Source organism: Pseudonocardia oceanicola, assembly GCF_047200735.1.
Lineage (GTDB): Bacteria > Actinomycetota > Actinomycetes > Mycobacteriales > Pseudonocardiaceae > Pseudonocardia.
This window is the reverse complement of record NZ_JBJZON010000006.1, coordinates 219607-244510: the sequence shown is the minus strand read 5'-3', so window position 1 is coordinate 244510 and position 24904 is coordinate 219607. Positions and strand designations below refer to the sequence as shown.

At 73.9% G+C, this 24904-nt stretch carries 22 protein-coding genes; 11 read left to right on the top strand and 11 right to left on the bottom strand.

The genetic code is table 11. The annotated features are described in order from the left end of the window. The first annotated feature begins 98 nt into the window (after positions 1-98). The gene (locus tag ACL02T_RS12250) at positions 99-1214 is read left to right on the top strand and encodes a sodium:calcium antiporter (protein WP_412830773.1); all 1116 of its coding nucleotides are present in this window, start codon (positions 99-101) and stop codon (positions 1212-1214) included. Between the two features lie 103 nt (positions 1215-1317). On the opposite strand, the gene ACL02T_RS12245 is transcribed toward ACL02T_RS12250, so the two are convergent. Together ACL02T_RS12245 and ACL02T_RS12240 are read right to left on the bottom strand one after the other, a co-directional pair. After that, positions 1318-1863: a bifunctional adenosylcobinamide kinase/adenosylcobinamide-phosphate guanylyltransferase gene (locus ACL02T_RS12245; RefSeq protein ID WP_412830822.1), complete on the bottom strand. Its 546-nt coding sequence runs from the start codon at positions 1861-1863 to the stop codon at positions 1318-1320. After that, positions 1860-2501: a DUF3043 domain-containing protein gene (locus tag ACL02T_RS12240; RefSeq protein WP_412830772.1), complete on the bottom strand. Its 642-nt coding sequence runs from the start codon at positions 2499-2501 to the stop codon at positions 1860-1862. Before ACL02T_RS12240 ends, ACL02T_RS12245 begins: the two co-directional genes overlap by 4 nt. Positions 2502-2535: 34 nt before the next feature. On the opposite strand from ACL02T_RS12240, the gene ACL02T_RS12235 reads away from it, so the two are divergent. The 3 genes from ACL02T_RS12235 (at position 2536) to ACL02T_RS12225 (ending at position 5244) form a co-directional block, all read left to right on the top strand. Next, on the top strand, positions 2536-3678 hold the full coding sequence (locus ACL02T_RS12235; protein WP_412830771.1) for a glycerate kinase family protein: 1143 nt from the start codon (positions 2536-2538) through the stop codon (positions 3676-3678). 135 nt (positions 3679-3813) lie between these two features. After that, a complete protein-coding gene (locus ACL02T_RS12230; protein ID WP_037040814.1) occupies positions 3814-4182 on the top strand; it encodes a HesB/IscA family protein in 369 nt (122 codons plus the stop codon). A gap of 126 nt (positions 4183-4308) precedes the next feature. After that, positions 4309-5244, top strand: a complete 936-nt coding sequence (locus ACL02T_RS12225) for a carbohydrate kinase family protein (protein WP_412830821.1) — start codon at positions 4309-4311, stop codon at positions 5242-5244. 739 nt (positions 5245-5983) lie between these two features. On the opposite strand, the gene asnB is transcribed toward ACL02T_RS12225, so the two are convergent. Beyond that, positions 5984-7948, bottom strand: a complete 1965-nt coding sequence (asnB, locus tag ACL02T_RS12220) for an asparagine synthase (glutamine-hydrolyzing) (RefSeq protein WP_412830770.1) — start codon at positions 7946-7948, stop codon at positions 5984-5986. 242 nt (positions 7949-8190) lie between these two features. Here asnB and ctaC point away from each other — a divergent pair, with 242 nt between their 5' ends. Next, on the top strand, positions 8191-9162 hold the full coding sequence (gene ctaC / locus ACL02T_RS12215) for an aa3-type cytochrome oxidase subunit II (RefSeq protein WP_412830769.1): 972 nt from the start codon (positions 8191-8193) through the stop codon (positions 9160-9162). A 13-nt stretch (positions 9163-9175) separates the two neighbouring features. Then, entirely contained in the window at positions 9176-9574 is a 399-nt protein-coding gene (locus tag ACL02T_RS12210) for a cytochrome c oxidase subunit 4 (RefSeq protein WP_412830768.1), read from the top strand. Between the two features lie 159 nt (positions 9575-9733). On the opposite strand, the gene ACL02T_RS12205 is transcribed toward ACL02T_RS12210, so the two are convergent. From ACL02T_RS12205 to ACL02T_RS12195, 3 genes are all read right to left on the bottom strand, one after another. Beyond that, positions 9734-10228, bottom strand: coding sequence for a GNAT family N-acetyltransferase (locus ACL02T_RS12205; protein ID WP_412830767.1), 495 nt, complete (start codon positions 10226-10228; stop codon positions 9734-9736). Then, on the bottom strand, positions 10221-11378 hold the full coding sequence (locus tag ACL02T_RS12200) for an acyl-CoA dehydrogenase family protein (protein ID WP_412830766.1): 1158 nt from the start codon (positions 11376-11378) through the stop codon (positions 10221-10223). Before ACL02T_RS12200 ends, ACL02T_RS12205 begins: the two co-directional genes overlap by 8 nt. 183 nt (positions 11379-11561) lie before the next feature. Continuing rightward, positions 11562-12224 carry an O-methyltransferase gene (locus tag ACL02T_RS12195; protein WP_412830765.1) on the bottom strand — a complete coding sequence of 221 codons (663 nt, stop codon included), beginning with the start codon at positions 12222-12224 and terminating at the stop codon, positions 11562-11564. A 121-nt stretch (positions 12225-12345) separates the two neighbouring features. Here ACL02T_RS12195 and ACL02T_RS12190 point away from each other — a divergent pair, with 121 nt between their 5' ends. Continuing rightward, a complete protein-coding gene (locus ACL02T_RS12190) occupies positions 12346-13233 on the top strand; it encodes an alpha/beta fold hydrolase (protein WP_412830764.1) in 888 nt (295 codons plus the stop codon). A 14-nt stretch (positions 13234-13247) separates the two neighbouring features. Here the strand turns inward: ACL02T_RS12190 and ACL02T_RS12185 are convergent, their stop codons facing one another. Both ACL02T_RS12185 and ACL02T_RS12180 read right to left on the bottom strand, forming a co-directional pair. Further along, positions 13248-13940 carry a DUF3558 family protein gene (locus tag ACL02T_RS12185; RefSeq protein ID WP_412830763.1) on the bottom strand — a complete coding sequence of 231 codons (693 nt, stop codon included), beginning with the start codon at positions 13938-13940 and terminating at the stop codon, positions 13248-13250. Between the two features lie 114 nt (positions 13941-14054). Then, on the bottom strand, positions 14055-15065 hold the full coding sequence (locus ACL02T_RS12180) for a DNA-3-methyladenine glycosylase family protein (RefSeq protein ID WP_412830762.1): 1011 nt from the start codon (positions 15063-15065) through the stop codon (positions 14055-14057). Between the two features lie 671 nt (positions 15066-15736). Here ACL02T_RS12180 and ACL02T_RS12175 point away from each other — a divergent pair. After that, complete coding sequence (locus ACL02T_RS12175) at positions 15737-17797, top strand: C40 family peptidase (protein ID WP_412830761.1); 2061 nt, start codon at positions 15737-15739, stop codon at positions 17795-17797. A 61-nt stretch (positions 17798-17858) separates the two neighbouring features. Here the strand turns inward: ACL02T_RS12175 and ACL02T_RS12170 are convergent, their stop codons facing one another. Next, positions 17859-19667: an NHL domain-containing thioredoxin family protein gene (locus ACL02T_RS12170; protein WP_412830820.1), complete on the bottom strand. Its 1809-nt coding sequence runs from the start codon at positions 19665-19667 to the stop codon at positions 17859-17861. A 51-nt stretch (positions 19668-19718) separates the two neighbouring features. Here ACL02T_RS12170 and ACL02T_RS12165 point away from each other — a divergent pair, with 51 nt between their 5' ends. Further along, positions 19719-20525, top strand: coding sequence for an Fpg/Nei family DNA glycosylase (locus ACL02T_RS12165; protein WP_412830760.1), 807 nt, complete (start codon positions 19719-19721; stop codon positions 20523-20525). A 10-nt stretch (positions 20526-20535) separates the two neighbouring features. Here ACL02T_RS12165 and ACL02T_RS12160 read toward each other — a convergent pair whose 3' ends face one another. Both ACL02T_RS12160 and pgi read right to left on the bottom strand, forming a co-directional pair. After that, on the bottom strand, positions 20536-21189 hold the full coding sequence (locus ACL02T_RS12160) for a phosphatase PAP2 family protein (protein WP_412830759.1): 654 nt from the start codon (positions 21187-21189) through the stop codon (positions 20536-20538). A 118-nt stretch (positions 21190-21307) separates the two neighbouring features. Continuing rightward, positions 21308-22972: a glucose-6-phosphate isomerase gene (pgi, locus tag ACL02T_RS12155; RefSeq protein ID WP_412830758.1), complete on the bottom strand. Its 1665-nt coding sequence runs from the start codon at positions 22970-22972 to the stop codon at positions 21308-21310. Between the two features lie 168 nt (positions 22973-23140). On the opposite strand from pgi, the gene ACL02T_RS12150 reads away from it, so the two are divergent. After that, complete coding sequence (locus ACL02T_RS12150) at positions 23141-23572, top strand: hypothetical protein (protein ID WP_412830757.1); 432 nt, start codon at positions 23141-23143, stop codon at positions 23570-23572. Between the two features lie 299 nt (positions 23573-23871). Continuing rightward, entirely contained in the window at positions 23872-24741 is an 870-nt protein-coding gene (locus ACL02T_RS12145) for a DoxX family protein (protein WP_412830756.1), read from the top strand. Positions 24742-24904: the final 163 nt, after the last annotated feature.

Here is a 24904-nt window from a genome sequence, read left to right as displayed (position 1 = left end):
TAGTCCTGCTCCTGGGTCATTGTCAAGCCATTGCATCACAGAGTGGCGGCGATCACTATCGAATGCGCTCTTTCCGGCATCAGTGCGAGGAGCCGCCCGTGATCCCGATCATCGAATTCGTCCTGGGCATCGCGGTGCTGGTCTACAGCGCCGAGAAACTGATCGGACACCTGGTGGGGGTCGCCAGCCGATGGGCGATCTCGCTGTTCCTCATCGCGGTCGTCTTCACCGGGATCGAGTTCGACGATCTCGCGTTCGGTGTCGTGCTGAACGTCGAGGGCCTCGAACAGGTCGCCCTGGGCACCGTGATCGGGACGACGATCGCGATGACCGGCATCGTCCTCGCACTGGCGGCGCTCGTCGCGCCGTGCCGCGTGGACGTCCCCAAGGACTACCTCGCACTCTTCGTGGTGGCGCCCGTGGTGCTGTTCGCCCTCGCGCTGACCGGGGTGCTGACGCCCCTCCTCGGCGTCGTGCTGGTGCTCCTGTTCGTGGCCTTCGTGGGCTGGATCGCCTACCGCGAGTACGCCTCGCGACGGCCGGTCTTCCGCAACGCGGAGCTCTACGAGCAACTGGAGAAGGTCGGCGCCGACGGCACGACGATCACCCTCCCGCACGACGGCGGCGAGGCAGACCCGGCCGGAGGGGACGGCTCGGCCGACCGGGCGGGCGGGCGCGGCGGCTTCGACCTCCCGGACGACCTGCGCATCGACCAGGGGTTCCTGAAGGCGCGCCGGCGCTCCCCGTGGGGCGGACTCGCGCTCGCCGTGCTGGCGCTGGTCGGACTCGTCGTCGGGGCGTTCGTCGCGGCCCGGGGCACGGACGGGATCCTCGACACGTTCGAGATCACCGGCACCGTCTTCGGCGTCACGATCGCGACGCTGGCGCTCTCCCTCGAGGACATCTTCCTCACGGTCGAACCCGCCCGCCGGGGCGCGCCGGAGATCGGTGTCGCCAACGTCGTCGGCAGCGTGGTGTTCTCGGCGACCGGCAAGATCGGGATCATCCTGCTCGCCGGCGGGACGATCACCGTCGACCGCGGGGTGCTGTCCTGGCACCTCCCGGTCCTGCTGGTGATGACGCTGCTCGCAGCGGCCTTCCTGGCGACCGGCCGGCTGCGTCGCTGGCACGGGGCCGTGCTGCTCGCCCTGTACGTCGCCTACTTCGTCGTGAGCCTGGTGCTCTTCGGCGGGGTCCCGCTCGACAGCGACTGACCGGGGCCGCCCCGGCTCCCGGGCGGGAGCCGGCACCGGGCCGGGCACGACCACGTCCTGCAGCTCGCGCGGTCGGCCCGACGACCATCGACGAGGGCCGCGGTCAGGTCGCCGCGGCCGGCTTGAGCCGCAGGGGCAGGCCCGCCACCAGCAGCACCACCTCGTCGCACACCTCGGCGAGCGCGGCGTTGAGCGCGCCCAGCTCGTCCCGGAACAGCCGGCCGGCCCGGGTCGCCGGGACCACGCCCAGTCCCACCTCGGCCGACACGAGTACGCACGGCGCCTCGGGGGACGACGGGCACCGCCGCACGGCCTCGACGAGCGTCGCGACGGCATCGGCGACCGCGGGCGGCGGCGTGGCGGACTCCCAGGCCTCGCAGTCGTCGAGTACGCCGGTGAGCCAGGTGGCCAGGTCGTCGACCAGCAGCGGCCCGCCCCGGGCCAGCTCGGCGACGAGATCGGGCTCCTCGACCGTGGTCCAGCAGGCCGGGCGGCGCGCGGCGTGCCGGGCGATCCGGGCCTCCCACTCCGCGTCGTCCGGCCGGCGGCGGGCGGTGGCGGCGTAGCGGACCGGCGCGTCCGCGGGCAGCAACGCCTCGGCATGGCCGGACTTGCCCGATCGGGTGCCGCCCAGGACGAGGGTGCTCAGACCTGCGCCCCGCGCTGGACCCGGGGCTTGGGCACCCGCAGCTTGCGGATCTGGCTGGCCCGGGTGAAGGCGTACCACCCGGTGCCGAGACCGCTGATCTGCTCGTTCGGGAACTTGGCGCGCGCCTGCTTCGTGACCCGCATCCCGAGCAGGACGCCCTCGGCCACCATCACGACCAGCACGACCAGGCTGAACAGGCTCAGGTACTGCTGCACGGACGGGATCGGCAACAGGACCGAGATCAGCACCAGCACGGCGAGCGGCATGAACAGGCCCATGAGGTGCGGCCGGGAGTCCACGACGTCGCGGATGTAGGCCTTGACCGGCCCGCGGTCGCGGGGGAGGAGCACCCGGTCGTCACCGGCATCCATCCGGGCGCGGCGCTCGGCGGCCTGGGCGCGGCGCTCGTCCTTGCTCGGGCGGTTGGCCTTGGCCAGGCGGGCGGCCTCGCGCTGGGTCCGCGGCGGGGGCGGGGCGGGGCCGCGGCGCTTGGTCTCGGCGTCCCGCCGCTTCGGCGTCGGCCGGCCCTTGCCCTGGGTCCAGCGCGGATCGAGCGGCTTCTTCTCCTGCGTGCCCTCGGCGTCGTCCGTGTCGACGGACGTGGCCGGGGATTCGTCGGAGCGGCGCAGGAACCTCACAGGTCCACAGGGTACGGGCGATAGCGTGCGCGGTGTGCGTGTGGTCGTCGCTCCCGACTCCTTCGGTGGAACACTGAGCGCGCGGGCCGCGGCCGGCGCGATCGCGGAGGGCTGGCTGCGCGCCGTGCCCGACGCCCGGATCGACCGCCTCCCGCTGGCCGACGGCGGCACCGGCTTCGTCGACGTCCTGCAGGAGCGGCTGGGCGGGACCCTGCACGAACCGCGGGTCACGGGCCCGTTCGGCGACCCGGTGCCGGCGCCGTGGCTGCAGGTCGGTACGACCGCGTACCTCGAGTCGGCCGCGGCCTGCGGGCTGCACCACGTGCCCCGGGAACGCCGGACGCCGGAGGTCGCGGGGAGCGTGACGACGCGCGGGGTGGGCGAGCTGCTGCGTGCGGCCCGCGAGGCCGGGTGCACCGAGGCCGTGATCGGGCTCGGCGGCTCGGCGACCACCGACGGGGGTGCGGGCATGCTCGCCGCCCTCGGCGCCGCCCCGCTCGACGCCTCGGGGGCGGAGCTGCCGCCGGGTGGCGCCGCCCTGGGAAGGTGCGTGCGCCTGTCCGGCGCCCCGCAGGTCGGGATGACCCTGGTCGCCGCCGCCGACGTCGACAACCCGCTGCTCGGCCCGCACGGTGCGGCCGCGGTCTTCGGCCCGCAGAAGGGCGCCGACGAGCGGGCCGTCGCGGTGCTCGACGACGCGCTCGAGGTCTGGGCGGGCGTTCTGGCCGGGGCCACCGGACGCGACGTGCGCGACGAACCGGCGGCCGGGGCCGCGGGTGGGCTGGGCGCGGCCCTGCTGGCGCTCGGGGCGCGCCCGGAGTCGGGGGCGGGTCTGGTCCGTCGGCTGCTGGGGCTGGACGAGGCGCTCGACGCCGTCGCCGCCGAGGGCGGGCTGGCGGTCACCGGCGAGGGCAGCTTCGACTGGCAGAGTCTGCGGGGGAAGCTGATCACCGCGGTGGCCGGGGCGGCGGCCGAGCGGGGCGTGCCGTGTGTCGTCCTGGCGGGCCAGGTCGGCGTCGGGCGGCGGGAGGCGGCCGCCGCGGGAGTGGACGCCGCCTACTCGGCCTCGGAGCACGCGGGCGGGGTCGAGGCCTCGATGGCGGATCCGGCCGGGTCCCTGTCGGCCCTCGCCGAGCACGTCGCCCGTCGGTGGGGCGGGTACCCGGCCAGCCGGTGAGCCGGATCACCCGTCCGGCGGACGGTCCGTTCCCGCAGGCCCGGGAGGCTGTCGGCGCGAGGGCCTACTATGGGTCGCGGTACGACTCCCGGGTCACCGGGAACAGTTCCGCCACGTGCGCTGTTGGGAGAGTTCATGACCGTCGAGAACACCGTCGAGGCCGGCGCCGCCGAGGAGACCCACGGCGTCGAGCTGACCGACAACGCCGCCCTCAAGGCGCGCTCCCTGCTCGAGCAGGAGGGCCGCGACGACATGCACCTGCGCATCGCCGTGCAGCCCGGTGGCTGTGCCGGCCTGCGCTACCAGCTCTTCTTCGACGACCGTTCGCTCGACGGCGACCTGTTCCGTGACTTCCACGGCCTCAAGGTCGGCGTGGACCGGATGAGCGCGCCGTACCTGCAGGGCGCGGTCATCGACTTCGTCGACACGATCGAGAAGCAGGGCTTCACCATCGACAACCCGAACGCGGGCGGCTCCTGCGCCTGCGGCGACTCGTTCAACTGAGTTTCGGCGTCGCGGACCCCCGGGCGGAGGAGAGCACCTCCTTCGCCCGGGGGTTTCGTCGTGTCTGACGTAAGGTGACCCGACGTGCGCATCGCCGTCACCGGATCCATCGCCACGGACCACCTCATGCACTTCCCGGGGAGGTTCGCGGACCAGCTCGTCGCCGAGCAGCTCGACCGGGTCTCGCTGTCGTTCCTCGTCGACGAGCTCACGATCAAGCGGGGCGGCGTCGCCGGGAACATCGCCTACGCACTCGGCGTGCTCGGGCAGTCGCCCGTGCTGGTCGGGGCGGTGGGCGCGGACTTCGCGGACTACCGCTCGTGGCTCGACCGCCACGGCGTGGACACCACGGGTGTGCACGTGTTCGACGACGTCCACACCGCCCGGTTCGTCTGCACCACGGACGACGACATGCGCCAGATCGCCTCTTTCTACGCGGGCGCCATGGCCCGGGCCCGGCTGATCGAGCTGCAGCCCGTCGCGGAGCGGGTCGGCGGCGTGGACCTCGTGCTCGTCGGCGCGAACGACCCCGAGGCGATGGTCCGGCACACCGAGGAGTGCCGCCAGCGCGGCTACGCCTTCGCCGCGGACCCGTCCCAGCAGCTCGCCCGCATGGACGGCCCGGAGATCCGGAAGCTGATCGAGGGCGCGCGCTACCTGCTGACGAACGACTACGAGTGGGAGCTCCTGCTCAAGAAGACCGGCTGGACGCCCGAGCAGGTGGGCGAGAAGGTCGGCACCCGGATCACCACGCTCGGCGAGAAGGGCGTGCAGATCGTGGGGCGCGACGGGGTCGCCCTCGAGGTCGGGGTGGTGCCGGAGACGGCGAAGGTCGACCCGACGGGTGTCGGCGACGCCTTCCGCGCCGGGTTCCTCGCGGGCACGGCGCAGGGCCTGTCGCTGGAGCGCGCCGCGCAGCTGGGCTCCCTGGTCGCGGTCCTGGTGCTGGAGACGGACGGCCCGCAGGAGTGGCGGTGGGACCGCGGGAGCGCCCTCGACCGCCTGCAGCAGGCCTACGGACCCGACGCGGCCTCCGAGATCGCCTCCGCCCTCCCCGCCTGACCACCGACTCGCCGACCCACTGACCCACTGACCCACTGACCACGTCCCCGAAGTCCGCGAGTCGCGCTACGGCCTTCCGCGAGTCGCGCCCTGAGCTTCCGCGAGTCGCGCTCTGAGCTCCCGCGAGTCGCGCCCTGAGCTTCCGCGAGTCGCGCCCTGAGCTTCCGCGAGTCGGGGTGTGGGCTTCGGCGAGTCGCGCTACTCCGTCCGGCACACCGAGTCGGCAACTCCGGGACACCAGGTCGGCGAACCCGGGAGGCCACACGGCCGTGATGTCCTGATCAACGAGGTCAGGATGTCGAGATCGTGCTCGCGACGGCGATCGTCGCGCGGCCGGGTTGGGCGGCGCGCTGCTACTTCGATGGCTGTTCGACCCGGCCACCACCCACGGCCCGAGCCGGGAGCGCTCGGTGGGATCGGCGACCCGTTCGGCCTTGGCCTCTGAGACACCGCCCAGAGCAACTCGCGGGAGCCCAGGCCCCGACTCGCGGGAGCTCAGGGCGCGACTCGCGGAAGCTCAGAGCGCGACTCGCGGGAGCCCAGGGCGCGACTCGCGGGAGCCCAGAGCTCGACTCGCGGGAGCTCAGGCCCCGACTCGCGGGAGCCCACAGCGCGACTCGCGGGAGCTCAGGGCCCGACTCGCGGGAGCTCAGGGCCCGACTCGCGGAAGCCCAGGCCTCGACTCGCGGGAGCCCACAGCGCGACTCGCGGGAGCTCAGGGTGCGACTCGCGGGAAGGGTTACAGGGTGACGGGGTAGGCGGGTTCGGGGACCTCGGGAGTGATCCGACGCTCGACGAAGATGCCGTACCAGATCAGGAAGACCAGCAGCGTCCAGATCCGGCGGCTGTGGTCGACGGGGCCCTCGCGGTGGGCGTCGAGCATCGCCTGGACCGCCGGCAGGTCGACCAGGTGGCCGGCGCCGGAGTCGCGGATGATCTCGCGCGCCCAGGCGTACATCTCGTCCCGCAGCCAGTGCCGGATCGGCACCGGGAAGCCCAGCTTGCGCCGGTTCAGCACGTGCGACGGCACGATCTGCGACAGCGCCCCGCGCAGCGCGTACTTGGTGGTGCCGCCCGCGCCGCCGGTGATCTTCTGTGCCAGGGGCAGCGCGGAGGCGAGCCGGAAGACCTCGGGGTCGAGGAACGGCACCCGCAGCTCGAGCGAGTTGGCCATGGTCATCTTGTCGGCCTTGACCAGGATGTCGCCGCGCAGCCAGGTGAACAGGTCGACGTGCTGCATCCGCGCCACCGGGTCCCACTTCTCGGAGGCGGCGTAGTGCGGGGCGGTCACGTCGGTGTGCGAGACCCGCGGGTCGTACTGGCGCAGGATCTCGTGCAACTGGTCGTCCCGGAAGATCCGGGCGTTGCCGTAGTAGCGGTCCTCGAGGCGCAGCGAGCCGCGGCGCAGCAGGTCCTTGCCCCGCATGCCCTCCGGGAGCCGGCGTGACGCCCGCCCGAGCAGCGGCCGCAGCGTGCCCGGCACCTTCTCGAACGGCGCGAGCGACAGCGGCTCGCGGTAGATCGTGTAGCCGCCGAACAGCTCGTCGGCGCCCTCGCCGGACAGCACCACCTTGACGTGCTGGCGGGCCTCGCGGGCGATGAACCACAACGGGACGAGCGCCGGGTCGGCCACCGGGTCGTCGAGGTACCAGACGATGAGCGGCAGCGCCTCCATCATCTCGTCCGGCTTGACCGTCCGGACGACGTGCCGCACGCCGATCGCCGCCGCCGACTCGGCCGCGACGTCAACCTCCGAGTAGCCCTCGCGCTCGAAGCCGGTGGTGAAGGTGATGAGGTCCGGGTTGTGCTCCTTGGCCAGCGCCGCGATCGCCGTGGAGTCGATGCCGCCGGAGAGGAAGGCGCCCACCGTGACGTCGGCGCGCATGTGCTTGGCCACCGAGTCCCGCAGCACCTCGGTGATCTCGCCGTGCACGATCGCCTCCGCCTCGACGCTGGCCGGGGCGTGCGAGGGCAGCGAGACGAACTGCGGGTGGAAGTAGCGCTGCGGCACGGGCTGCTGCCCGGGCTTCACGGTGACGTACGTGCCGGACTCGACCCGCCCGATCGCGCGGTGCAGCGTCTCGGGCTCCGGGACGTACTGCAGGATCAGGTAGTGCTGCAGCGCGGCCGGGTCCAGCTCGTCCGACCCCGCGATGCCCAGCTCGGGGGCCAGCTCCAGCAGGCTCTTCTTCTCGCTGGCGAAGGCGACGCCGGTGGGCCCGGACGCGAGGAACAGCGGCTTGATGCCGAAGGGGTCCCGCGCGACGAACAGCTGCCGCTCCTGCGCGTCCCAGATGGCGAAGGCGAACATCCCGCGCAGCCGCGTGACGGCCTCGGCACCCCAGTGGTGGTAGGCGGCGACGATCGCCTCGGTGTCGCCCTCGGTCGCGAACTCCGCGCCCAGCCCGGCGAGCTCCTCGCGCAGCTCCAGGTAGTTGTAGATCTCGCCGTTGAAGACGATCGTGTACCGCCGGTCGCCGCCGGGCCGCAGGTGCGAGCCCGAGGGGTCCCAGTGCAGCGGTTGGTGGGAGCCGGCCACGTCGATGATCGACAGCCGGTTGAAGCCGAGCACCACGTCGTCGTCGTTCCAGGTGCCGCTCTCGTCCGGCCCGCGGTGCCGGGCGCACCTCAGCGCGCCGGCGATGGCCTCGGTCCGGTCGGCCGCGTCGGCCGCGGAGGTCAGCAGTCCCAGCAGTCCGCACACAGCGAGCAAGTATGGCGGGCCCGGACCGGGGACCCCCGGACGGGTCACGCGCGACGGCGCGACCCCCGGGGGCGCGTCGGGGCGATCTGCTCGGCTAGTCTCTACGCGTGGTCGAAGGTCCGCCCCGTCCCGGGTGCGCGGACGCTCGGCCGGACCGACCGGGCCCGACCGTGTTCGTGCTGGTCGGATCGAGGCAAGGGTGTGGTGGGAGCACCACGCGGACGAGGGGAAGGCGGCGGGCAGTGAGCCGATCGGAACGCGGCGGCACGACCGTGCGTGGCCGCACCGGGTACGTCCGGGCGGCGAAGCTCGCCGGTCTCGGGCTGCTGACGATTCCGCTCCTGGCCGGGTGCTCGGTCCAGGAGGTCATCCGCTTCGGGTGGCCGGTCGGCGTCACGCCCCAGGCCGAGCAGATGCGCCACCTGTGGACCTGGTCGGCGATCGCGGCGCTGGTCGTGGGCGTGATCACCTGGGGCGCGATGTTCTGGGCCATCGCCTTCCACCGCAAGAAGAAGGGCGACGACGAGTCGGTCCCGCGCCAGACCCAGTACAACCTGCCGGTCGAGATCGTCTTCACGGTGATCCCGACGATCATCGTGGCGGTGCTGTTCGGGTTCACCGTGGCCGTGCAGCAGTACGTCGACAAGGACGCCCCGGCCGACGTGCGGGTGGACGTCACCGGCTTCCAGTGGAACTGGGCCTTCCGCTACCCCGGTCAGATCGCGGCGAACGGCGAGCCGGTCGAGACCATCGGGACCTCGAACACGATCCCGCTGCTGGTCCTGCCGACGGACCGCTCGATCGAGTTCACGATCGCGTCGAACGACGTGATCCACAGCTTCTACGTGCCGGAGTTCCTCTTCAAGCGGGACGTCTTCCCGCTGCCGGAGAAGAACGACACCGACAACACGTTCATGATCGACCGGATCGACCAGGAGGGCGCGTTCGTCGGCCGCTGCGCCGAGCTCTGCGGGACCTACCACGCGTCGATGAACTTCGAGGTCCGCGCGCTCAGCCCGGCCCTGTACGACCGGTACATCGCGCTGCGCAAGGAGATCAACCCGGCCACGGGCGTGCCGTACTCGGCCCAGGAGGCCCTGGCCACGCTGAACTGCGGCCAGTGGTGCGCACCGGAGGCGATCACGACCAGCCCGTTCAAGAACCGCGGGCAGATCGCCCAGGCGGACGCCCAGCCCGTCGCGGCCGGGAACTGAGGGAGGACCACCGATGAAGGTCGAATCCCGGATCTTCGAGATCTGCACCGGCTTCTTCTTCGTCGCCGCGATCGTCTACACGGTCCTGACGCACGAGCCGGTCGGCATCGCCGCACTGTTCCTCACCGGCGGCCTGTCGCTGATCATCGGCACCTACTTCCGGTTCGTGTCCCGCCGGCTCGAGGAGCGGCCCGAGGACAACCCGGAGGCCGAGGTCGCGGACGGCGCCGGCGAGGTCGGCTTCTTCTCGCCGGGCAGCTACTGGCCGATCGCCGTCGCCGCCTGCGCCGCCCTCGTGGGCGTCGGGCTGGCGTTCTTCTTCTGGTGGCTGATCATCATCGCCGGCGTCATGCTGCTGATCGCGGTCGGCGGGCTGGTCTTCGAGTACCACATCCGCCCCGCGGACCACTGAGCCGCACACCGGGCCGGAACACCCGAGCACGCCGACCGACGGCGCCGGATCCCCTTCGCAGGGACCGGCGTCGTCGGCGTTCTCGGGCGAGTCAGAGGCTGGGGTGAGTCAGAGGCTGCGGTGAGTCAGAGGCTGCGGTGAGTCAGAGGCCGGGGTGAGTCAGAGGCTGCGATGCATGATGTGCAGCCCGACCAGCCCGTCCCTGGCGTGCCGGAAGGCCTCGGGGACGGTGCCGACGACCGCGAAGCCGAGGGACTCCCACAGCCGGACGGCCCGGACGTTGGAGGCGACGACGGCCGAGAACTGCATCGCTCGGTAGCCGCGGCGGCGCGCCTCGTCGAGGGTGAACTCCGCGAGGGCGCGGCCGATGCCGCCGCCGGCCTGCTCCGGGGCGACCATGAACCCCGCATTGGCGACGTGGTCGCCGAGGCCGGGCTGTACGGGCTTGAGCAGCGCCGTACCGACGACGGCGTCCTCCCGCTCGGCGACGATCGTGACCGCGGGTTCCGGGGGCATCCACAGGCCCCGGGCCTCGTCCTCGGAGGTCGCGGGGTCCCAGGTGTAGGTGTCGCCGGCCGCGACGACGCGGTGCCAGATCGGCCAGATCGCCGACCAGTCCTCCCGCCCGGCGAGCCGGACGGTCACCTCAGCCACGCGCGGCCGGGCCGAGCGCGTCGCGGGCGATGATGACCTGCTGGATCTGGCTGGTGCCTTCGTAGATGCGGAACAGCCGAACGTCGCGGTAGAAGCGCTCGACGGCGACGCCACGCATGTACCCCGCGCCGCCGTGCACCTGGACCGCCCGGTCCGCCACCCGGCCCACCATCTCGGAGCAGAAGTACTTCGCCGCGGCCGGTCCGGCGATCCGGTCCGTTCCGGCGTCGAACGCCCTGGCGGTCTCCAGCACCAGCGCGCGTCCGGCGTGATAGTCCGTCACCGAGTCCGCGACGAGGCCCTGGATGAGCTGGAAACGGGCGATCGGCGCCCCGCCCTGCTCACGCGTCCTCGCGAACTCGGTGGTCTCGTGGACCAGCCGGGCCGCCATGCCCGCACACACCGCCGCGATGTGCAGCCGGCCGTGGGCCAGACACTTGGCGGCGATCCGGAAGCCCTGGTCGACACCCTCCTCCCCGCCGATCACCGCGTCGGCCGGCACGCGCACGTCGTCGAGGTGGACGTCGGCGGTCCAGGCGCCCGACTGCCCCATCTTCTTGTCCTTCGGGCCGATCGAGAGCCCGGGCGTGCCCCTGGGCACCAGGAAGGTCGAGATGCCGCGGTTGCCCTTGGCCTCGGGAGTGGTCCGGGCGAAGACCATGATCACGTCGGCGACCGGGGAGTTGGTGATGTAACGCTTCGAGCCGTTGATCACCCAGTGGTCGCCGTCGCGCTTCGCGACCGTGGTCAGCGCCGAGGGGTCGGACCCCGCATCGGCCTCGGTGAGCCCGAACGACGCGGTGACCTCGCCCGACGCCAGCCGCGGCAGCCAGGTCTTCCTCTGCTCCTCGGTGGCGCCCTCCAGCAGCACGTGCCCGGCGATGCCGTTGTTGGTGCCGAAGAGCGACCGCAGTGCCGGGGTGGTCCAGCCGAGCTCCATGGCCAGCTGCACCTCCTCGTACGCGGAGAGCCCCAGCCCGCCGTACTCCTCGGGGATGGTGAAGCCGTAGAGCCCCATCTCCTTGCACTGCGTGACGATCCGCTCGGGTATCACGTCCTGCTCGTCGATCTGTTCCTCGAGCGGCACGACCTCGGTGCGGATGAAGTCCCGCACGGACTCGAGCACGTGCCTCAGGTCGTCGGCGTCCACCGCTGCTCCTCTCGTTCCCTCACCCATCGACGCTACTTCAGCGTCGATGTCTGCTCCGCGGACTCCGCTCAGCGCCGAGGTGAGCTCCGCGGGCTCCGCTCAGCGCCGAGGTGAGCTCCGCGGGCTCCGCTCAGCGCCGAGGTGAGCTCCGCGGGCTCCGCTCAGCGGTGGAGTGGGCTCCGCTCAGCGAACCCGGGCGAGGAGGAACCCGTCGTACCCCTTCGCGCCGACCGTCTGCAGCGCGGTCGCCTCCACCCGTTCCTCCCGCTGCAGGGCCGCGAACATCCGGCGCGAGCCCTCCACCTGCGGATCCCCGCCCGTGAGGAGCCGCCCGCCGCGGACCACGTTGTCGACGACGATCACGGTGCCGGGGCGCCCCAACCGGATCGCGTGGTCGAGGTAGGCGGCGTTGTTCTGCTTGTCGGCGTCGACGAACACCAGGTCGAACGGGCCCGTGAGGGTCGGCAGGGTCTCGAGGGCTGGCCCGACCCGGATCTCCACGCGCTCGGCGAGCCCGGCCTGCTCGAGGTTGGCCCGGGCGACCGCGGCGTGATCGGGTGAGTACTCGCAGGTGACGACGACGCCGTCGGTGGGCAGGGCCCGGGCGAGCTGGATCGTCGAGTAGCCGCCGAGCGTGCCGATCTCGAGGATCCGGCGGGCGCCCGCGATCCGCGCGAGCAGGTGCAGGAACCGACCCTGCGCGGGGGAGACGTCGATCGGTGGCAGGCCCTCGTCCGCGTTGCGTGCGAGCGCCTGCGCCAGCGCCGGGTCCTCGGGGAGGAGGGCGGTCTCCAGGTAGCGGTCGACCCTGCTCCAGACGTCCCGGTCCCCCGTGCTGTCGCTCATGACCCCACCCTGGCCCTCGGTCGGGTCGGCGGCCAGCGTGACCGGCGTCGCGGACCCCGACCGTGTCGGATCGGCCACGCGCGTCCGGTGGGCAGGCTGTGGACGGCCTAGGGTGCGGTACATGTCGGAAGCGAACGATCCGGGGTCCGCCCGGCGGGTCCCGGCCGGGGAGCGGGTCGTGTTCGACGGCACCGCCGGCAAGCTGGTCGGCGACCGCTGGTCCGCCGTCGGCGAGCGCCGGGGGCCTGCGCTCCTCCTGCACGGCGGCGGCCAGACCCGGCACTCCTGGTTCCGCACCGCCGCCGCGCTGGCCGAGGCGGGATGGGAGGCGACCGCGCTCGACGCCCGCGGGCACGGCGACAGCGACTGGGCGCCCGACGGTGACTACGGCACGGACGCCCTCAACGCCGACCTGGCCGCCGTCGTCGAGCAGGTGGGGGAGCCCGCGCTGCTGCTCGGCGCCTCGATGGGCGGGATGACCGCGCTGGTCACCGAGGGTGAGCGGGGTGGCATGGCTCGTGCGCTGGTGTTGGTGGACATCGTGCCCCGGGTCGAGCCCGACGGCGCCGCGCGGATCATGGCGTTCATGGGCGCGAACCCGGACGGCTTCGGCTCGCTCGAGGAGGTCGCCGAGGCCGTGCGGGCCTACAACCCGCACCGCAAGCGCCCGCCGAACCCCGAGGGCCTGCGCAAGAACGTGCGGCTCCGGGAGAACGGCCGGTGGTACTGGCACTGGGATCCCGCCTTCCTCCGGGTCGGGGACGAGCCCCGCCGCTCGACGACCCACGAGCGCGCCACGGCCGCCGCCGCCCGCGTGACCGTGCCGACGCTGCTGGTCCGCGGCGCCCAGTCGGACATCGTGAGCGAGGAGGGCGTGCAGGAACTGCTGCGGCTGATCCCCGGCGCGGTGCACGTCGACGTGTCCGCCACCGGCCACATGGTCGCGGGCGATGACAACGACGTCTTCACCAGCACCGTGCTCGGCTTCCTGGCCGACCAGGAGGTGTAGCCGGGCGCGCCGCCTCAGAGGTTGTCGAGCGCGACGCGGGCGATCGCCGTGGCGGCCTCCCGCGTCTGCTGCTCGGTGCCCGAGCCCTGCAGCGAGACGTCGATCGTCGCGCCGTCGCTGCGCACCAGCAACCCGCCAAGGCCCTCCGGGAAGTCCCGGTCGCTGTAGAGGAACAGCGCCTGGTCGCCGAGCCCGGGTACGTCGACGCCCGGCACCCCCACCGAGCTGCGCGAGGCCGCCGCCTTGGCGTCGAACCGCGAGCCCGACTCGACGCCCACGCTCAGCCCCGGCACCGTGCCCGACGCGGGATACGCGCACACGCTTCGCGTGGTGCCCGCCGTCGGCGTGGGCGTGCCGAAGGCCAGCCCGGTGGCCTGTGCGATCTCCTCCTGCGGGACCAGCTCGCAGGCCTGCGGCAGCGCGCCGCCGACGCCGGCCGGGTTCGGTTCGCCCGGTGCGACTCCGGCCGACGGTCCCGCTGCCGACGGTGCCGCCGCCGACGGTGCCTCCGAGGGCGACGCCGCAGGGGCGGCCGGGACCGAGGACGCGGCCTGTTCCCCGCTCCCGCAGGCGCTCAGCGCCAGAGCCCCGACGAGCACGCCGACCAGCGCGAACCCGCGGAGGCGGCTTCGGGCGCGCACGTGCGGGGAGCGTCGGGGCGAGGGGTTGAGGAAGCGCTGCGGGAACCGGACGGATCGGACGCGCATTCGCCGAGGGTAGCGACGCGCCGTGCACGACCCGCGACCGGGAGTGACCCCGACACGGGTACGGCCACGTCCGGCGAGGCGTTGCCGGCCTCGCGCCGGGGACGCCCGACCCCCTCATCCGATCAACGCCAGCGGTGTCGGCTCGGGCCGCGGGCGCCGGGCCCGGGGCACCCGGGCCGCGGGGACCGGCTCCGGTACCGCCGCCATCTCCGGCAGCCGGCGCCCGGCCGCGCGGATCAGCACCGCGGTCCACGTGCGGAACGGCCGCCAGGGCTCCGCGATCCGGGCCAGGTCCTCCTCACCGGCCGGGCCGCCGAGTCCATAGGCCGCGCCGACCAGGGCGGCGAGCCGGGGCTCGCCCGCGACCAGCGCGTCCTGCACCCCGGACGCGCGCAGGTGGATCAGGGTCGACGCGAAGGCGCCGATCCCGGGCACCGTGCGCAGCCGCGCCCGGACCTCGTCCGGGTCGCCCGCGCGCAGCGCAGGCGGATCGAGCAGACCGGCCTCGGCGGCCCGCGCCACCGCCCGGAGCCGCTCCTGCTTGAGCTCGGGCAGGCCGGGCAACCGGTCGGCGGCCAGCACCTGCGCGGGCGTGGGCACTGCGGCCGTCTCCTCGCCGGCGACCTCGAGCATCCGGCCGAACCCGCGGGCGAGCCGCTCGCGCGCCGCGAGCGACTGGCGCCGCCCCCAGCGCTGGGAGAGCACGCACCACAGCGCGGCCTCCCAGGCCGAGGGGAAGAGCACCGGCCGCAGACCCGGAGCGGCCGCCATGATCCGGCCGATCAGCGGGTCCCGCTCGCCGACCTCGGCGAACGCCGCACCGTCGCCGTCGAGCGAGAGCATCCGGGCCACCTGGTCCCGCACGGGATCGAGGGGCTCGCCCGGATCCAGTCCGCCGACGACGCCGTGCACGCCCCCGGCATCCTGCGTGAGGGCCACACCGACCTGGCCCCGCAGGTCGTCCCGGCAGAAGGCGAGCCGCAGCACGCCCCCGGCGGAGGCACCGCCACCGGGCCAGTCCCCGGCCGGCTCGGCGCCGCGGCCGAAGGCGCCCGCCTCCAGCAGGGAGAACGCGCCGCGGGGTCGGATCGTGAAGGTCTGCTCGGACACCGTCGAAGTGGTCATGGCCGCAGCATGCCCGCCGCCACCGACAGTTCCCGGCGCTCGGTGCCGCGTCCCGGCAGGTTGTCCACGGGCCGATGCTCCGGTCGGTGGTGATGCATCTGCATGACCTCCGCTCCGGGCCCGGCGTGGGCCATCCAGGGAGGACCGACCGCGACGGAGGCGGGGCATGACCGAGTTCGACCTGGTGGTCCGGGGTGGGCCCGTGCTCGACGGGAACGGGGCCGGCCCGCACGGCGGACGTCGGGATCGTCGGGGACCGGATCGCGGAGGTCGGCCGGGTCGCCGGCAACGGCGGGGTCGGCTTCCCGTCCGCCCGCCCGCTGCGCGGGGGCCTCGTGCGGTCTGCCCGACGAGGCGGGCGCCGAGGTGGTGGCGGTCGGCGACGGGGCGGCGCTGGTCACCGCGGTGAAGGAGCACCAGCCGCTCACGCCCCGTGAGCGCGAGGTGCTCGGCTCCATGACCGACGGGCAGCCCGACGTGGGCGGTCGGTCGCGACCTCGTGATCACGCAGGGCGCCGTGGAGAAGCACATCTCGTCGATCTTCACCGAGCTGGGGCTCGCGCCGTCGGGTGACGAGTATCGACGGGTGATGGCGGTCCTCGCCTGGTTGCGGACCTGACGCCCACAGGAGCCCCGGATCTTGCCCGTCCGTGTGATGGCGGATGCGGCACGTGTCGGCCAAGCTCTCGCCGGTCCAGTCGGGGCGACCGGTCGGGGGAAAGTCGATGGTGCTGCGCGAGCGTGTGCCGGCAACGGAGTCACGGTCCGTCACGAAGCGGTCGGGCCGGCACCGGGCCGGGTCGCACCGGCCCGCGATCGTCGTGCCGGAGCAGCGGGGCACCTCCCACCGCTGGATCACCGCGGAGGCCGACGAGCGGGCGCGGCGGCGTGCGTCGCGGCGGCGGCCGGCCGAGTCGGGTACCGGGGCGGAGGCCCCGTCGCTGTGCGCGGCGGCGGCCCGCGGTAGGGCCGACGGGACCGATGCCGGTGTCGAGAGCCGTTCCGTCCGTGCCGAGGCGGCCCGGAGCGCGGCCGCCGGCCTCGCGGGGGCGCGGATGGCCACGGCGCTGGTCGGGCGGGTCGTCGCGGACTGCCGCCGCGAGGCGGCCACCCGGATCGCGGACCGGATCGCCACCGTGCGCGCGCCGCAGCCCGAGCCCGGTGTCGTCGACCGCGAGCCGGAGCCGGGCGTCACGCGGACGCTCCCGGTCCGCTACCGGGGTGTGCCGACGCGCCACCGGCCGCGGCCGGCCGCCGGGGTGTGGATGCTGCTCGGGTTGCTGCTGGTGGTGGCGGTGGCCGTGCCGTCGGCGGTGCGGCAGGCCGGGCACGCGACGACCGCCGACGTGGCCGCCGAACGCTTCCCCGGCGCCTTCCCCGAGAACACCGGGCCCGGGTCCGGTGGTGGCGGACCGGTCGCGCCGGCGCCCGCCGAGTTCACGACCGCACTGCCCGACGGGCGCGCGCAGGTCGCGATCGACGCCGCCCTCTCGCAGGTGGGTGTGCCCTACCAGTGGGGCGGCGACGGACCGGCCGCCGGCGACCAGGGGTTCGACTGCTCGGGGCTGACCGTGTTCGCCTACGGTGCAGCCGGGATCACCCTGCCGCGCACCGCGCACACCCAGTACGTCGCCGGCCCGCACGTGCCCGCCGACGCCCCGCTGCAGCCCGGTGACCTCGTCTTCTACGGCACGCCGTCCGCGGTGCACCACGTCGGCGTCTACCTCGGCGACGGCCGGATGGTGAACGCGCCGACCTACGGCCGGCCGGTGCAGACCTCGTACTACCGCTGGCGCGGCGACGACTACCTCGGCGCCACCCGACCCGCCGCCCCCGGACCGCGCACCACCGGGATGCTGCAGGTGCTGCCGGAGCCCCGGGTCACCGCGCCCGACGGGTGGCCGCGGACCTTCGACGCCCCCGCCGCGCCGGTCCCCGCCGCCGCGATCGCCCCGAGCGAGAGCCTGCCGCCGGAGCCCGTGACCGCCGCCGCGGCGGTGGCCGCCTCCGCCGGGCCGCGAAGCGTGGTCGACGGCGCGGCACCGACCGAGGTGGTCACGGGACCGGTGTCCGGTGAACCAGCTGCCGCTTCGGCCACCGGCCCGACCTCGGCCCGGCAGGTGTGGCGGCCCGCCGCGGCGACGTGGCGGGTGCCCGTTCGGGCGAGCCGGTCCGGGGATGCGGCCACGACGGACCAGCCCGGCGCCGGTCCGGCCGAAGCCCCGGCGGCCCCCACGGTTCCGGCGGCCCCTACGGTTCCTGCGGCCCCGGCGGCTCTGGCGGCCCCGGCTGCGGCTCCGGCGGCCCCGACCGCTCCGACGTCGGCAGAACCTGCCGACACCGCCCCGCCCGGTGCCGCCCCGGCCGGGGGCACCCCGGCCGCGGAGGCCCCGACCGTCGGCACCCTGACCCTGCCCGGCGGTGAGCTCCCGCTGGTGGCGGCGCGGCTCGACGAGGCAGGCGTCCCGGTGACCCCCGAGCCGGGCACCGCCGCGTTGCTCGACGAGGGCGGCGCCCAACTCGTCGTGCTCCACTCGGCCGACGATCTCCCACTCGACCAGCAGCTGACCGTCGCCGTCGACGGCGCCAACCCCCGCTCGCGCACGGTCGTCGAGGCGACGTCGCTGGCGGCGGAGGCGCTGGCCGAGCACGTCCGCACCCTCCCGGAGGGCGAGTTCCAGGTCGCCGCCCCCACCGCCGACGGCACCTGGACGGTGGCCGAGCTCGAGTAGTGATCGTCGTCCCGGTGCGCTGAGGGCGGTGATGCCCGCCCTCAGCGCACACAAGCGCCGATCACGAACTCCGGCCCGTCACCGCCCGCAGGTCCAGCACGAGCTCGGCCGGGGCGATGCCGTCGCCGTCCGCCACCACCCGCACCGGCACGCCCCAGTCCTGCTGGTACCGATGGCAGGCCGCGAAGACGGCGTCGCCCTCGTCGCAGGCCGCGGCGGCGACGCTCACCGACAGCACCCCCTCGCCGGGGGCCAGGACGAGCGAGCGGACCAGGCCCGGCGCGGTGCCGCCGCCCTCGACCAGCAGCGACGACGGCGACGCGTCCACCGTCAGCACCGTCGGATCGCCGAAGCGCGTGTCGAGGTGCTGCCCGGTGGGCGGGGTGAAGTCGATCGTGAGCGCGACGGGCCCGGCCGCGAGGTCGGTGCGCGGGCGGCGGACGGTGCGCGCGCCGGCGTCGACCAGGGCGCCGGCCGGGATCGGCAGCCGCACCAGCCGGTGCGCCGCCGACTCCACGACCACCAGCGTCTCCCCGTCGACGAGGACGTCGCCGGGTTCGGCGAGGCCCTGCGCCAGCGTGGTCACCTGCCCGCCCGCGATCCGGCGGACCGCGCCGTTGTAGGTGTCCGCCACGGCGATCGAGCCGTCGGGCAGCACGCCGACACCGAGCGGGTGCTGAAGCAGCGCCTCGCGGGCCGGTCCGTCCCGGAACCCGAAGTCGAACAGGCCGAGCCCGACGGCGGTGCTGACCTGCGGCGTCGCGTCGAGATCGAGGGCGCGCACGGCGGAGGTCTCGGCGTCGGCGATCCAGAGCGTGTCGCCCGCGACCGCCAGCCCGGACGGCTGGGCGAAGAACGCGTCGGTCACCGGCCCGTCGCGGAGTCCCTCGGTGGTCGTGCCGGCGAGGACGACGAGCTTCCCGGAGACCGGCGAGAAGGTCCACAGCTGGTGCCATCCCGCCATCGCGACGACGATCCGGCCGCGCCACCACGCCACGTCCCACGGCGTCGACAGCTCGGCCGCGGTGCCACCGGGCTCGATCCGCTCGCGCAGTGGTGAGCCGGTGCCGGCGACCGTCGTGACGTGTCCGTCGGCGAGCCGCAGCCCGCACAGGGCGTGGTTCACCGAGTCGGCGACGACGACGTCGTACCCCGTCTCCGCGGCCACCTCGGGGGGCAGCACCGCCAGGCCCTGCGGCTCGGAGAACTCCGGCGCGGACCCGTCCGCGAAGCCGCGGGCGCCGGTCCCGAACCGCCGGACCTCGGTGAACCCGGCGTCGACCAGCACCACCTGGTGGTGCGCCGTGTCCGAGACCAGGAACCCGCCCCGGGAGATCGACGACGGCACCGCCGCGACCTTCCCCGGGAACCGCAGCGCGGTCGACGGCGGCGGGGGCGCCACGTACGGCCCGTCGCCCCGGCGCAGCGTCCCCTTCGCGGTGTGCTCGGCCACCAGCTCGTGGATCAGCACCGCCAGGCCGTGCGCGTGCCCCTCGCCCGCCAGCTGCGCGACGACGTACCCCTCCGGGTCCACCACCGCGAGGGTCGGCCAGGCGCGGGCGGCGTAGGCGTCCCACATCGCGAGGTCCGGGTCGTCGAGCACGGGGTGGTGCACGCCGTACCGCTCGACGGCCGCCTCGACGGCCTTCGGGTCGCCCTCGTGGGCGAACTTCGGCGAGTGCACCCCGACGACCACGAGGACGTCCGCGAACTCCTCCTCGACCGGGCGCAGCTCGTCGAGCACGTGCAGGCAGTTGACGCAGCAGAAGGTCCAGAAGTCGAGCAGGACGATCTTGCCTCGCAGGTCCGGCGCCCGGCCGCCCGTGTTGAGCCATCGACGTCCCTGCAGCTTCGGCGCCCTCACCCGCATCACGGTCCGGATCAACGCGCGGCCCGCCCGCCGCTGTTCCAGACTGGGGCCGTGCCGGAACTGCCCGAGGTGGAGACCGCGCGGAAGGTGCTGGAGGAGGCCCTGGACCGCGAGATCAGGTCCGTCGACGACAACGACGAGTGGGTCTGCCGGCCCCATCCACCGGGCGAGATCGCCAAGGCACTCGTCGGGGGGAGGCTGACCGCGGCCCACCGGCGCGGCAAGACGATGTGGTGCGAGACCGTCGACCGGGACGGCGAGGAGGGCCCGACCCTCGGGGTGCACCTCGGCATGGGCGGGCGCGTCATCGTCACGAGCCCGGACGGGGAGCGTGTCGGCGGCGGCCCGGAGCGCCCGGACCGGCAGCCCCGCAAGCCGGAGTGGGACCGGTTCACGGTGAACTTCGCCGACGGCGGCCGGTTCCGGCTGTTCGACAAGCGCCGGCTGGGGCGGATCCGGCTCGAGCCGGACCTCTCCGGCCTGGGGCCCGACGCCGAGGAGATCTCCGCCGCCGACTTCCGCACGCGGGTCGCGCGCAGCCGCTCCGCGGTGAAGGCGCGGCTGCTGGACCAGTCCGTGATCGCGGGGGTCGGGAACCTCCTCGCCGACGAGACGCTGTGGCGCGCCAGGATCAACCCGGCGGCGCCCGCGGACGAGCTGGAGCGCACGGAGCTCGACCGCCTGTACCGCAACCTCGAGAAGTCGCTGAGGTCCGCGATCGCGAACGGCGGCGTGCACACCGGTGAGGTCATCGAGCACCGTCACCCCGGCGGGCACTGCCCACGCTGCGGCGCCGAGATGCGTCACGGGACCGTCGGTGGCCGCAGCACCTGGTGGTGCTCGAAGGAGCAGCAGTAGCCAGGTCAGCTCAGTTCAGGGCGGGCTCGGGGTGCCGGGCGCGCCGCCACAGCAGGACGCCGGTGCACACCGCGAGCCAGGCGGCACCGGTGGCCCAACCGGCCACGACGTCGCTGAACCAGTGCACGCCCAGGTAGATGCGGGTGTAGCCGATCCCGCCGATCCACGTCGCCGCGACCAGCAGGGCGCCCAGCCGCAACGGGCCGCTGAGGTGCGGCCAGGCCAGCACGACGAGCGCCCCGACGACGGCCATGGACATCGTCGCGTGCCCGGAGGGCAGCGACTCGTTCCCGGCCTCGACCAGGCGCACCGCCAGCGGTGGGCGCGGACGGTCCAGCACGTGCTTGACCAGCGTGAACACCGCGCTGGCGCCGGCCATGGTGGCGATCAGCCACACGCCGTCGACCCGTCGTCCGCGCACGATCAGCACGATGCCCGTGACCACGGCGAGCACCGCCATCGCGGCGGTGCTGCCGAGGTTGGTGAACACGACCAGGATCGCCGTGACCCCGACGGACCGGCTGTCGATCGCCCCGGCGAGGGCCGAGCCGTCCTCGTCCGCCGGCCCGACGCCGGTGAACGCGGCCCAGATCAGCCCGGCCGCCAGGGCGAGCAGGAGGACGGAGCAGGTCGCGGTGAGCGCGAGGACGCGGCGGCCGGGCACCCCACCACTCTGCCCACACCGGACCGCCGGCGCCCGCCGACCGGCCGGATCCTCAGCCGCAGCTCAGGAGGGGTCGGGAGTGCCTACCGCCCCTCAAGGGGCAGTAAGCACTCACGGGTCAGCCGCGGCCGCGGAGGGTGCGGTACCGGCGGATGAGCGCCGCGGTGGAGGCGTCGAGCGCGGAGAAGTCCGGGTCGTCGCCGTACAGGGCGGGGCCGAACTGCTTGGCCATCACCTTGCCCAGCTCCACGCCCCACTGGTCGAAGCTGTCGATGCCCCAGATCGTGCCCTCGACGAAGGTCTGGTGCTCGTAGAAGGCGATGAGCTGGCCCAGCGTCGACGGCGTGAGCTTCGGCGCGAGGATCGTCGACGTGGGCCGGTTACCCGGCATCACCTTGTGCGGCACGACGTCGGCCGGGGTGCCCTCGGCCTCGATCTCCTCCTTGGTCTTGCCGAAGGCGAGCGCGGCCGTCTGCGCGAACAGGTTGGACATGAACAGGTCGTGCATGTCCGCCCCACCCTCACCCGGCAGGTCGTGGTGGGGCTCGGCGAAGCCGATGAAGTCCGCCGGCACGAGCCGGGTGCCCTGGTGGAGCAGCTGGTAGAAGGCGTGCTGGCCGTTGGTGCCGGGCTCGCCCCAGAAGATCTCGCCGGTCTCGGTGGTGACCGGGGTGCCGTCGCCGCGCACCGACTTGCCGTTGCTCTCCATCGTGAGCTGCTGCAGGTAGGCGGGCAGGCGGTGCAGGTACTGCGAGTACGGCAGCACCGCGTGGGTCTCGACGCCGAAGAAGTTGTCGTACCAGACGCCCAGCAGGCCGCTGATCACCGGCAGGTTCGCGGTCAGCGGGGCGGTGCGGAAGTGCTCGTCGATCGCGTGCATGCCGGCGAGGAACTCGGCGAAGCCCTCCTTGCCGATCGCGACCATGAGCGAGAGCCCGATCGCGGAGTCGACGGAGTAGCGCCCGCCCACCCAGTCCCAGAAGCCGAACATGTTGGCCTCGTCGATGCCGAACTCGCGGACCTTCTCGGCGTTCGTCGACACGGCCACGAAGTGCCGCGGGATCGCCTTCTCGGCGGAGACGTCCCCTGGCAGGCCGTCGACCAGCCAGGTCCGGGCGTTGCGGGCGTTGGTGAGCGTCTCGAGCGTGGTGAAGGTCTTCGACGAGACGATGAACAACGTGGTCGCCGGGTCGAGGTCGCGGGTGGTCTCGGCGAGGTCGGTCGGGTCGATGTTCGACACGAACCGGCACTCGATCTCGCGCAGCGAGTAGTCCTTGAGCGCCTCGTACGCCATGACGGGGCCCAGGTCCGAGCCGCCGATGCCGATGTTGACGACGGTGCGGATCCGCTCGCCGGTGGCCCCGGTCCACTCCCCGGAGCGGACCGTGTCGGTGAACTCGCCCATCCGGTCGAGCACGGCGTGGACGTCGGCGACGACGTCCTGGCCGTCGACCGTCAGCGAGGCCGTCCGCGGCAGGCGCAGCGCGGTGTGCAGCACCGCCCGGTCCTCGCTGGTGTTGATGTGCGCGCCGGAGAACATCGCGGTGATCCGGTCCGGCAGGCCGGCGGCCTCGGCCAGCGCCACCAGCTTCGGCAGCGTCTCGCCGGTGATCCGGTGCTTCGAGTAGTCGAGGACGAGGTCGGCGCCCTGGACGGTCATCGCCTCGGCCCGGCCGGGCTCGGCGTCGAACAGCTCGCGCAGGTGCGCCGGCCCGACGGCCGCGTGGTGCTCGGTCAGGGCCGCCCACTCCGGGGTCGCGGTGATGTCTCGGGGGATGTCCACGCCGGACATCATGCCCGCGTACGGCCTGCCTGACACGTCCCGCGAACCGGCCGTCGGCGGGTGTGGCTACCACGAACCCGGGTGTGGTGGCGGTGTGCTGTCCGGGGCGGGGTCCCGCGGGATCTGCTGTGACCCGACCCGAGAGACCAACCCCCGAAGGAGCGTCCCGTGAGCGAGCAGCCCGTCCCCGCCCCCGACAGCACCGGTTCCGCCGTCCTCGCCAGCCCCGCATGGGTCATCGGCGGCCTGCGCAACCGCCCCGGCTACCTCGTCGCCGCGGAGAAGCGAGTGGCGTTCACCGACGGCGAGGAGACCCTGTTCGACGTCCCGCTCGCCGAGATCTCCGGCGTGACCTACCCCTGGTACTGGTTCGGCGGCGGCCTCAAGGCCCGGATCGCCGGGAAGACCGTGAAGATCACGTTCGTGAAGCCGAACGGCATGCCGAGTCCGGACCCGTCCGCCCTGGAGCTCGGCCTCTCGGCCCTGGGGGTGGCGGCCGCTTTCCAGGGCGTCGGGCACGTCGGCGACCTGGCCGGGCCGGCGTGGATCGCCGCCGGTCGCAAGGCCACGGCGCAGTGGCGGGAGGTGCTCCCGACCTGAGCTCCGCGGGGCCCGTCCGGGCCCCTCCCGTCCACGGGCGTACCCCCGCTCGCCGACGCCGCGCCACCCGGGTGGGTGGACGCGGCGCGCCGACCAGCGGGGGAGTCGCAGAGACGAACGGTCCGTAACCACGTGCTCCGGGTTTCGTTACACGGATGAGTGGTTCGCACGTGCTGTTCATCGCGTGCGAACGGCGGACCACCGCAGGAGCGGCTGTTCGGCCTAGCTTCGGCCGCGTTCCGGTCTAGCTTCGTCACTCACCGCGGTTGCCGACGACCCGTAGTCAGGAGAGCCCGAGAATGTTGACCCGTTCGCTCCCCGAACCCGCGAAGCACGTGCTGATCCTCCTGGCCCGGTTGACGGTCGCCTTCATCATGTTGGCGCACGTCTGGGACACCTTCTGGGTCAAGGGCTTCGGGACGGCAACCGACGCGTTCACCAACTTCGGGATCCCGTTGGCCATCGTGGCCACGGCGTTCACGCTGGTCGTGGAGCTCATCGGGTCGATCATGCTGGCGCTGGGGATCTTCGTGCCCTGGGCGTCCGGGGCGATGGCGTTCGTCATGCTCGGCGCCATCTACTTCGTTCACGCCCCGCACGGCGTCTTCGTGAAGAACAACGGGTGGGAGCTCGTCGCGCTGATCGCGGGGATCGTGCTGGCCATCGCGGCCTTCGGTCCCGGCCGCTACAGCCTCGACCACCTGATCTTCGAGCGGAGGCGCGAGGACGACGTGCCCGCGCCGGTCGACGTGCGCTCCGACCCCGCCGGTGTCCCGATCGCCCCGGCCCCTGCCGCGTTCGCCGCCCGTCCCGGCCCGCGCTGGGACGCACCGCGCCGGGAGGACGAGCAGCACCGGCACGCCGCTGCGCCCGCCCCGCGCTGGGACACCGAGCCCGCCCCGCAGCAGCCGGTGCGGGTCGGCACCGCCCAGCCGTTCTCCCTGTGGGACGACGGGCAGGCCGGCCCCGGTGTCGCCGCCCCGGCGCCCCGACGGGTGCCGAGCGCGTACTCGAACTCGACGACCCGGCCCGGTGCCCGACGCGCCGTCCACCCCGGCGCCCCGTCCGTCGATCACGTCGACCACGCGGACTACGCGGACTACGCGGACCCGTACACCGGTCCCCGGACCCACCTCGACGCCCCGCAGCAGCGCGAGCAGCAGCACTGACCCCGGAGGCGCACCCGAGCGCACCGTGACCTCCTGACCAGGGCCCCGCGGCCCGTCCGTCCCGCCGCCACGCGACCGCGGCGGGACGGGCGGCCGCGGGGCCCTCGTCGTTCCCGGCAGGGCGTGCCGCTGCTGGTCGTGGGCGCGTGACGGTCCCGCCGCC

Coding starts and splice junctions, on each gene's coding strand:
- ACL02T_RS12230 (WP_037040814.1), top strand. CDS start 3,814: ATGACCGTCGAGAACACCGTCGAGGCCGGCGCCGCCGAGGAGACCCAC.
- ACL02T_RS12225 (WP_412830821.1), top strand. CDS start 4,309: ATGCACTTCCCGGGGAGGTTCGCGGACCAGCTCGTCGCCGAGCAGCTC.
- ACL02T_RS12210 (WP_412830768.1), top strand. CDS start 9,176: ATGAAGGTCGAATCCCGGATCTTCGAGATCTGCACCGGCTTCTTCTTC.
- ACL02T_RS12195 (WP_412830765.1), bottom strand. CDS start 12,224: ATGAGCGACAGCACGGGGGACCGGGACGTCTGGAGCAGGGTCGACCGC.
- ACL02T_RS12190 (WP_412830764.1), top strand. CDS start 12,346: ATGTCGGAAGCGAACGATCCGGGGTCCGCCCGGCGGGTCCCGGCCGGG.
- ACL02T_RS12185 (WP_412830763.1), bottom strand. CDS start 13,940: ATGCGCGTCCGATCCGTCCGGTTCCCGCAGCGCTTCCTCAACCCCTCG.
- ACL02T_RS12180 (WP_412830762.1), bottom strand. CDS start 15,065: ATGACCACTTCGACGGTGTCCGAGCAGACCTTCACGATCCGACCCCGC.
- ACL02T_RS12170 (WP_412830820.1), bottom strand. CDS start 19,667: ATGCGGGTGAGGGCGCCGAAGCTGCAGGGACGTCGATGGCTCAACACG.
- ACL02T_RS12145 (WP_412830756.1), top strand. CDS start 23,872: ATGTTGACCCGTTCGCTCCCCGAACCCGCGAAGCACGTGCTGATCCTC.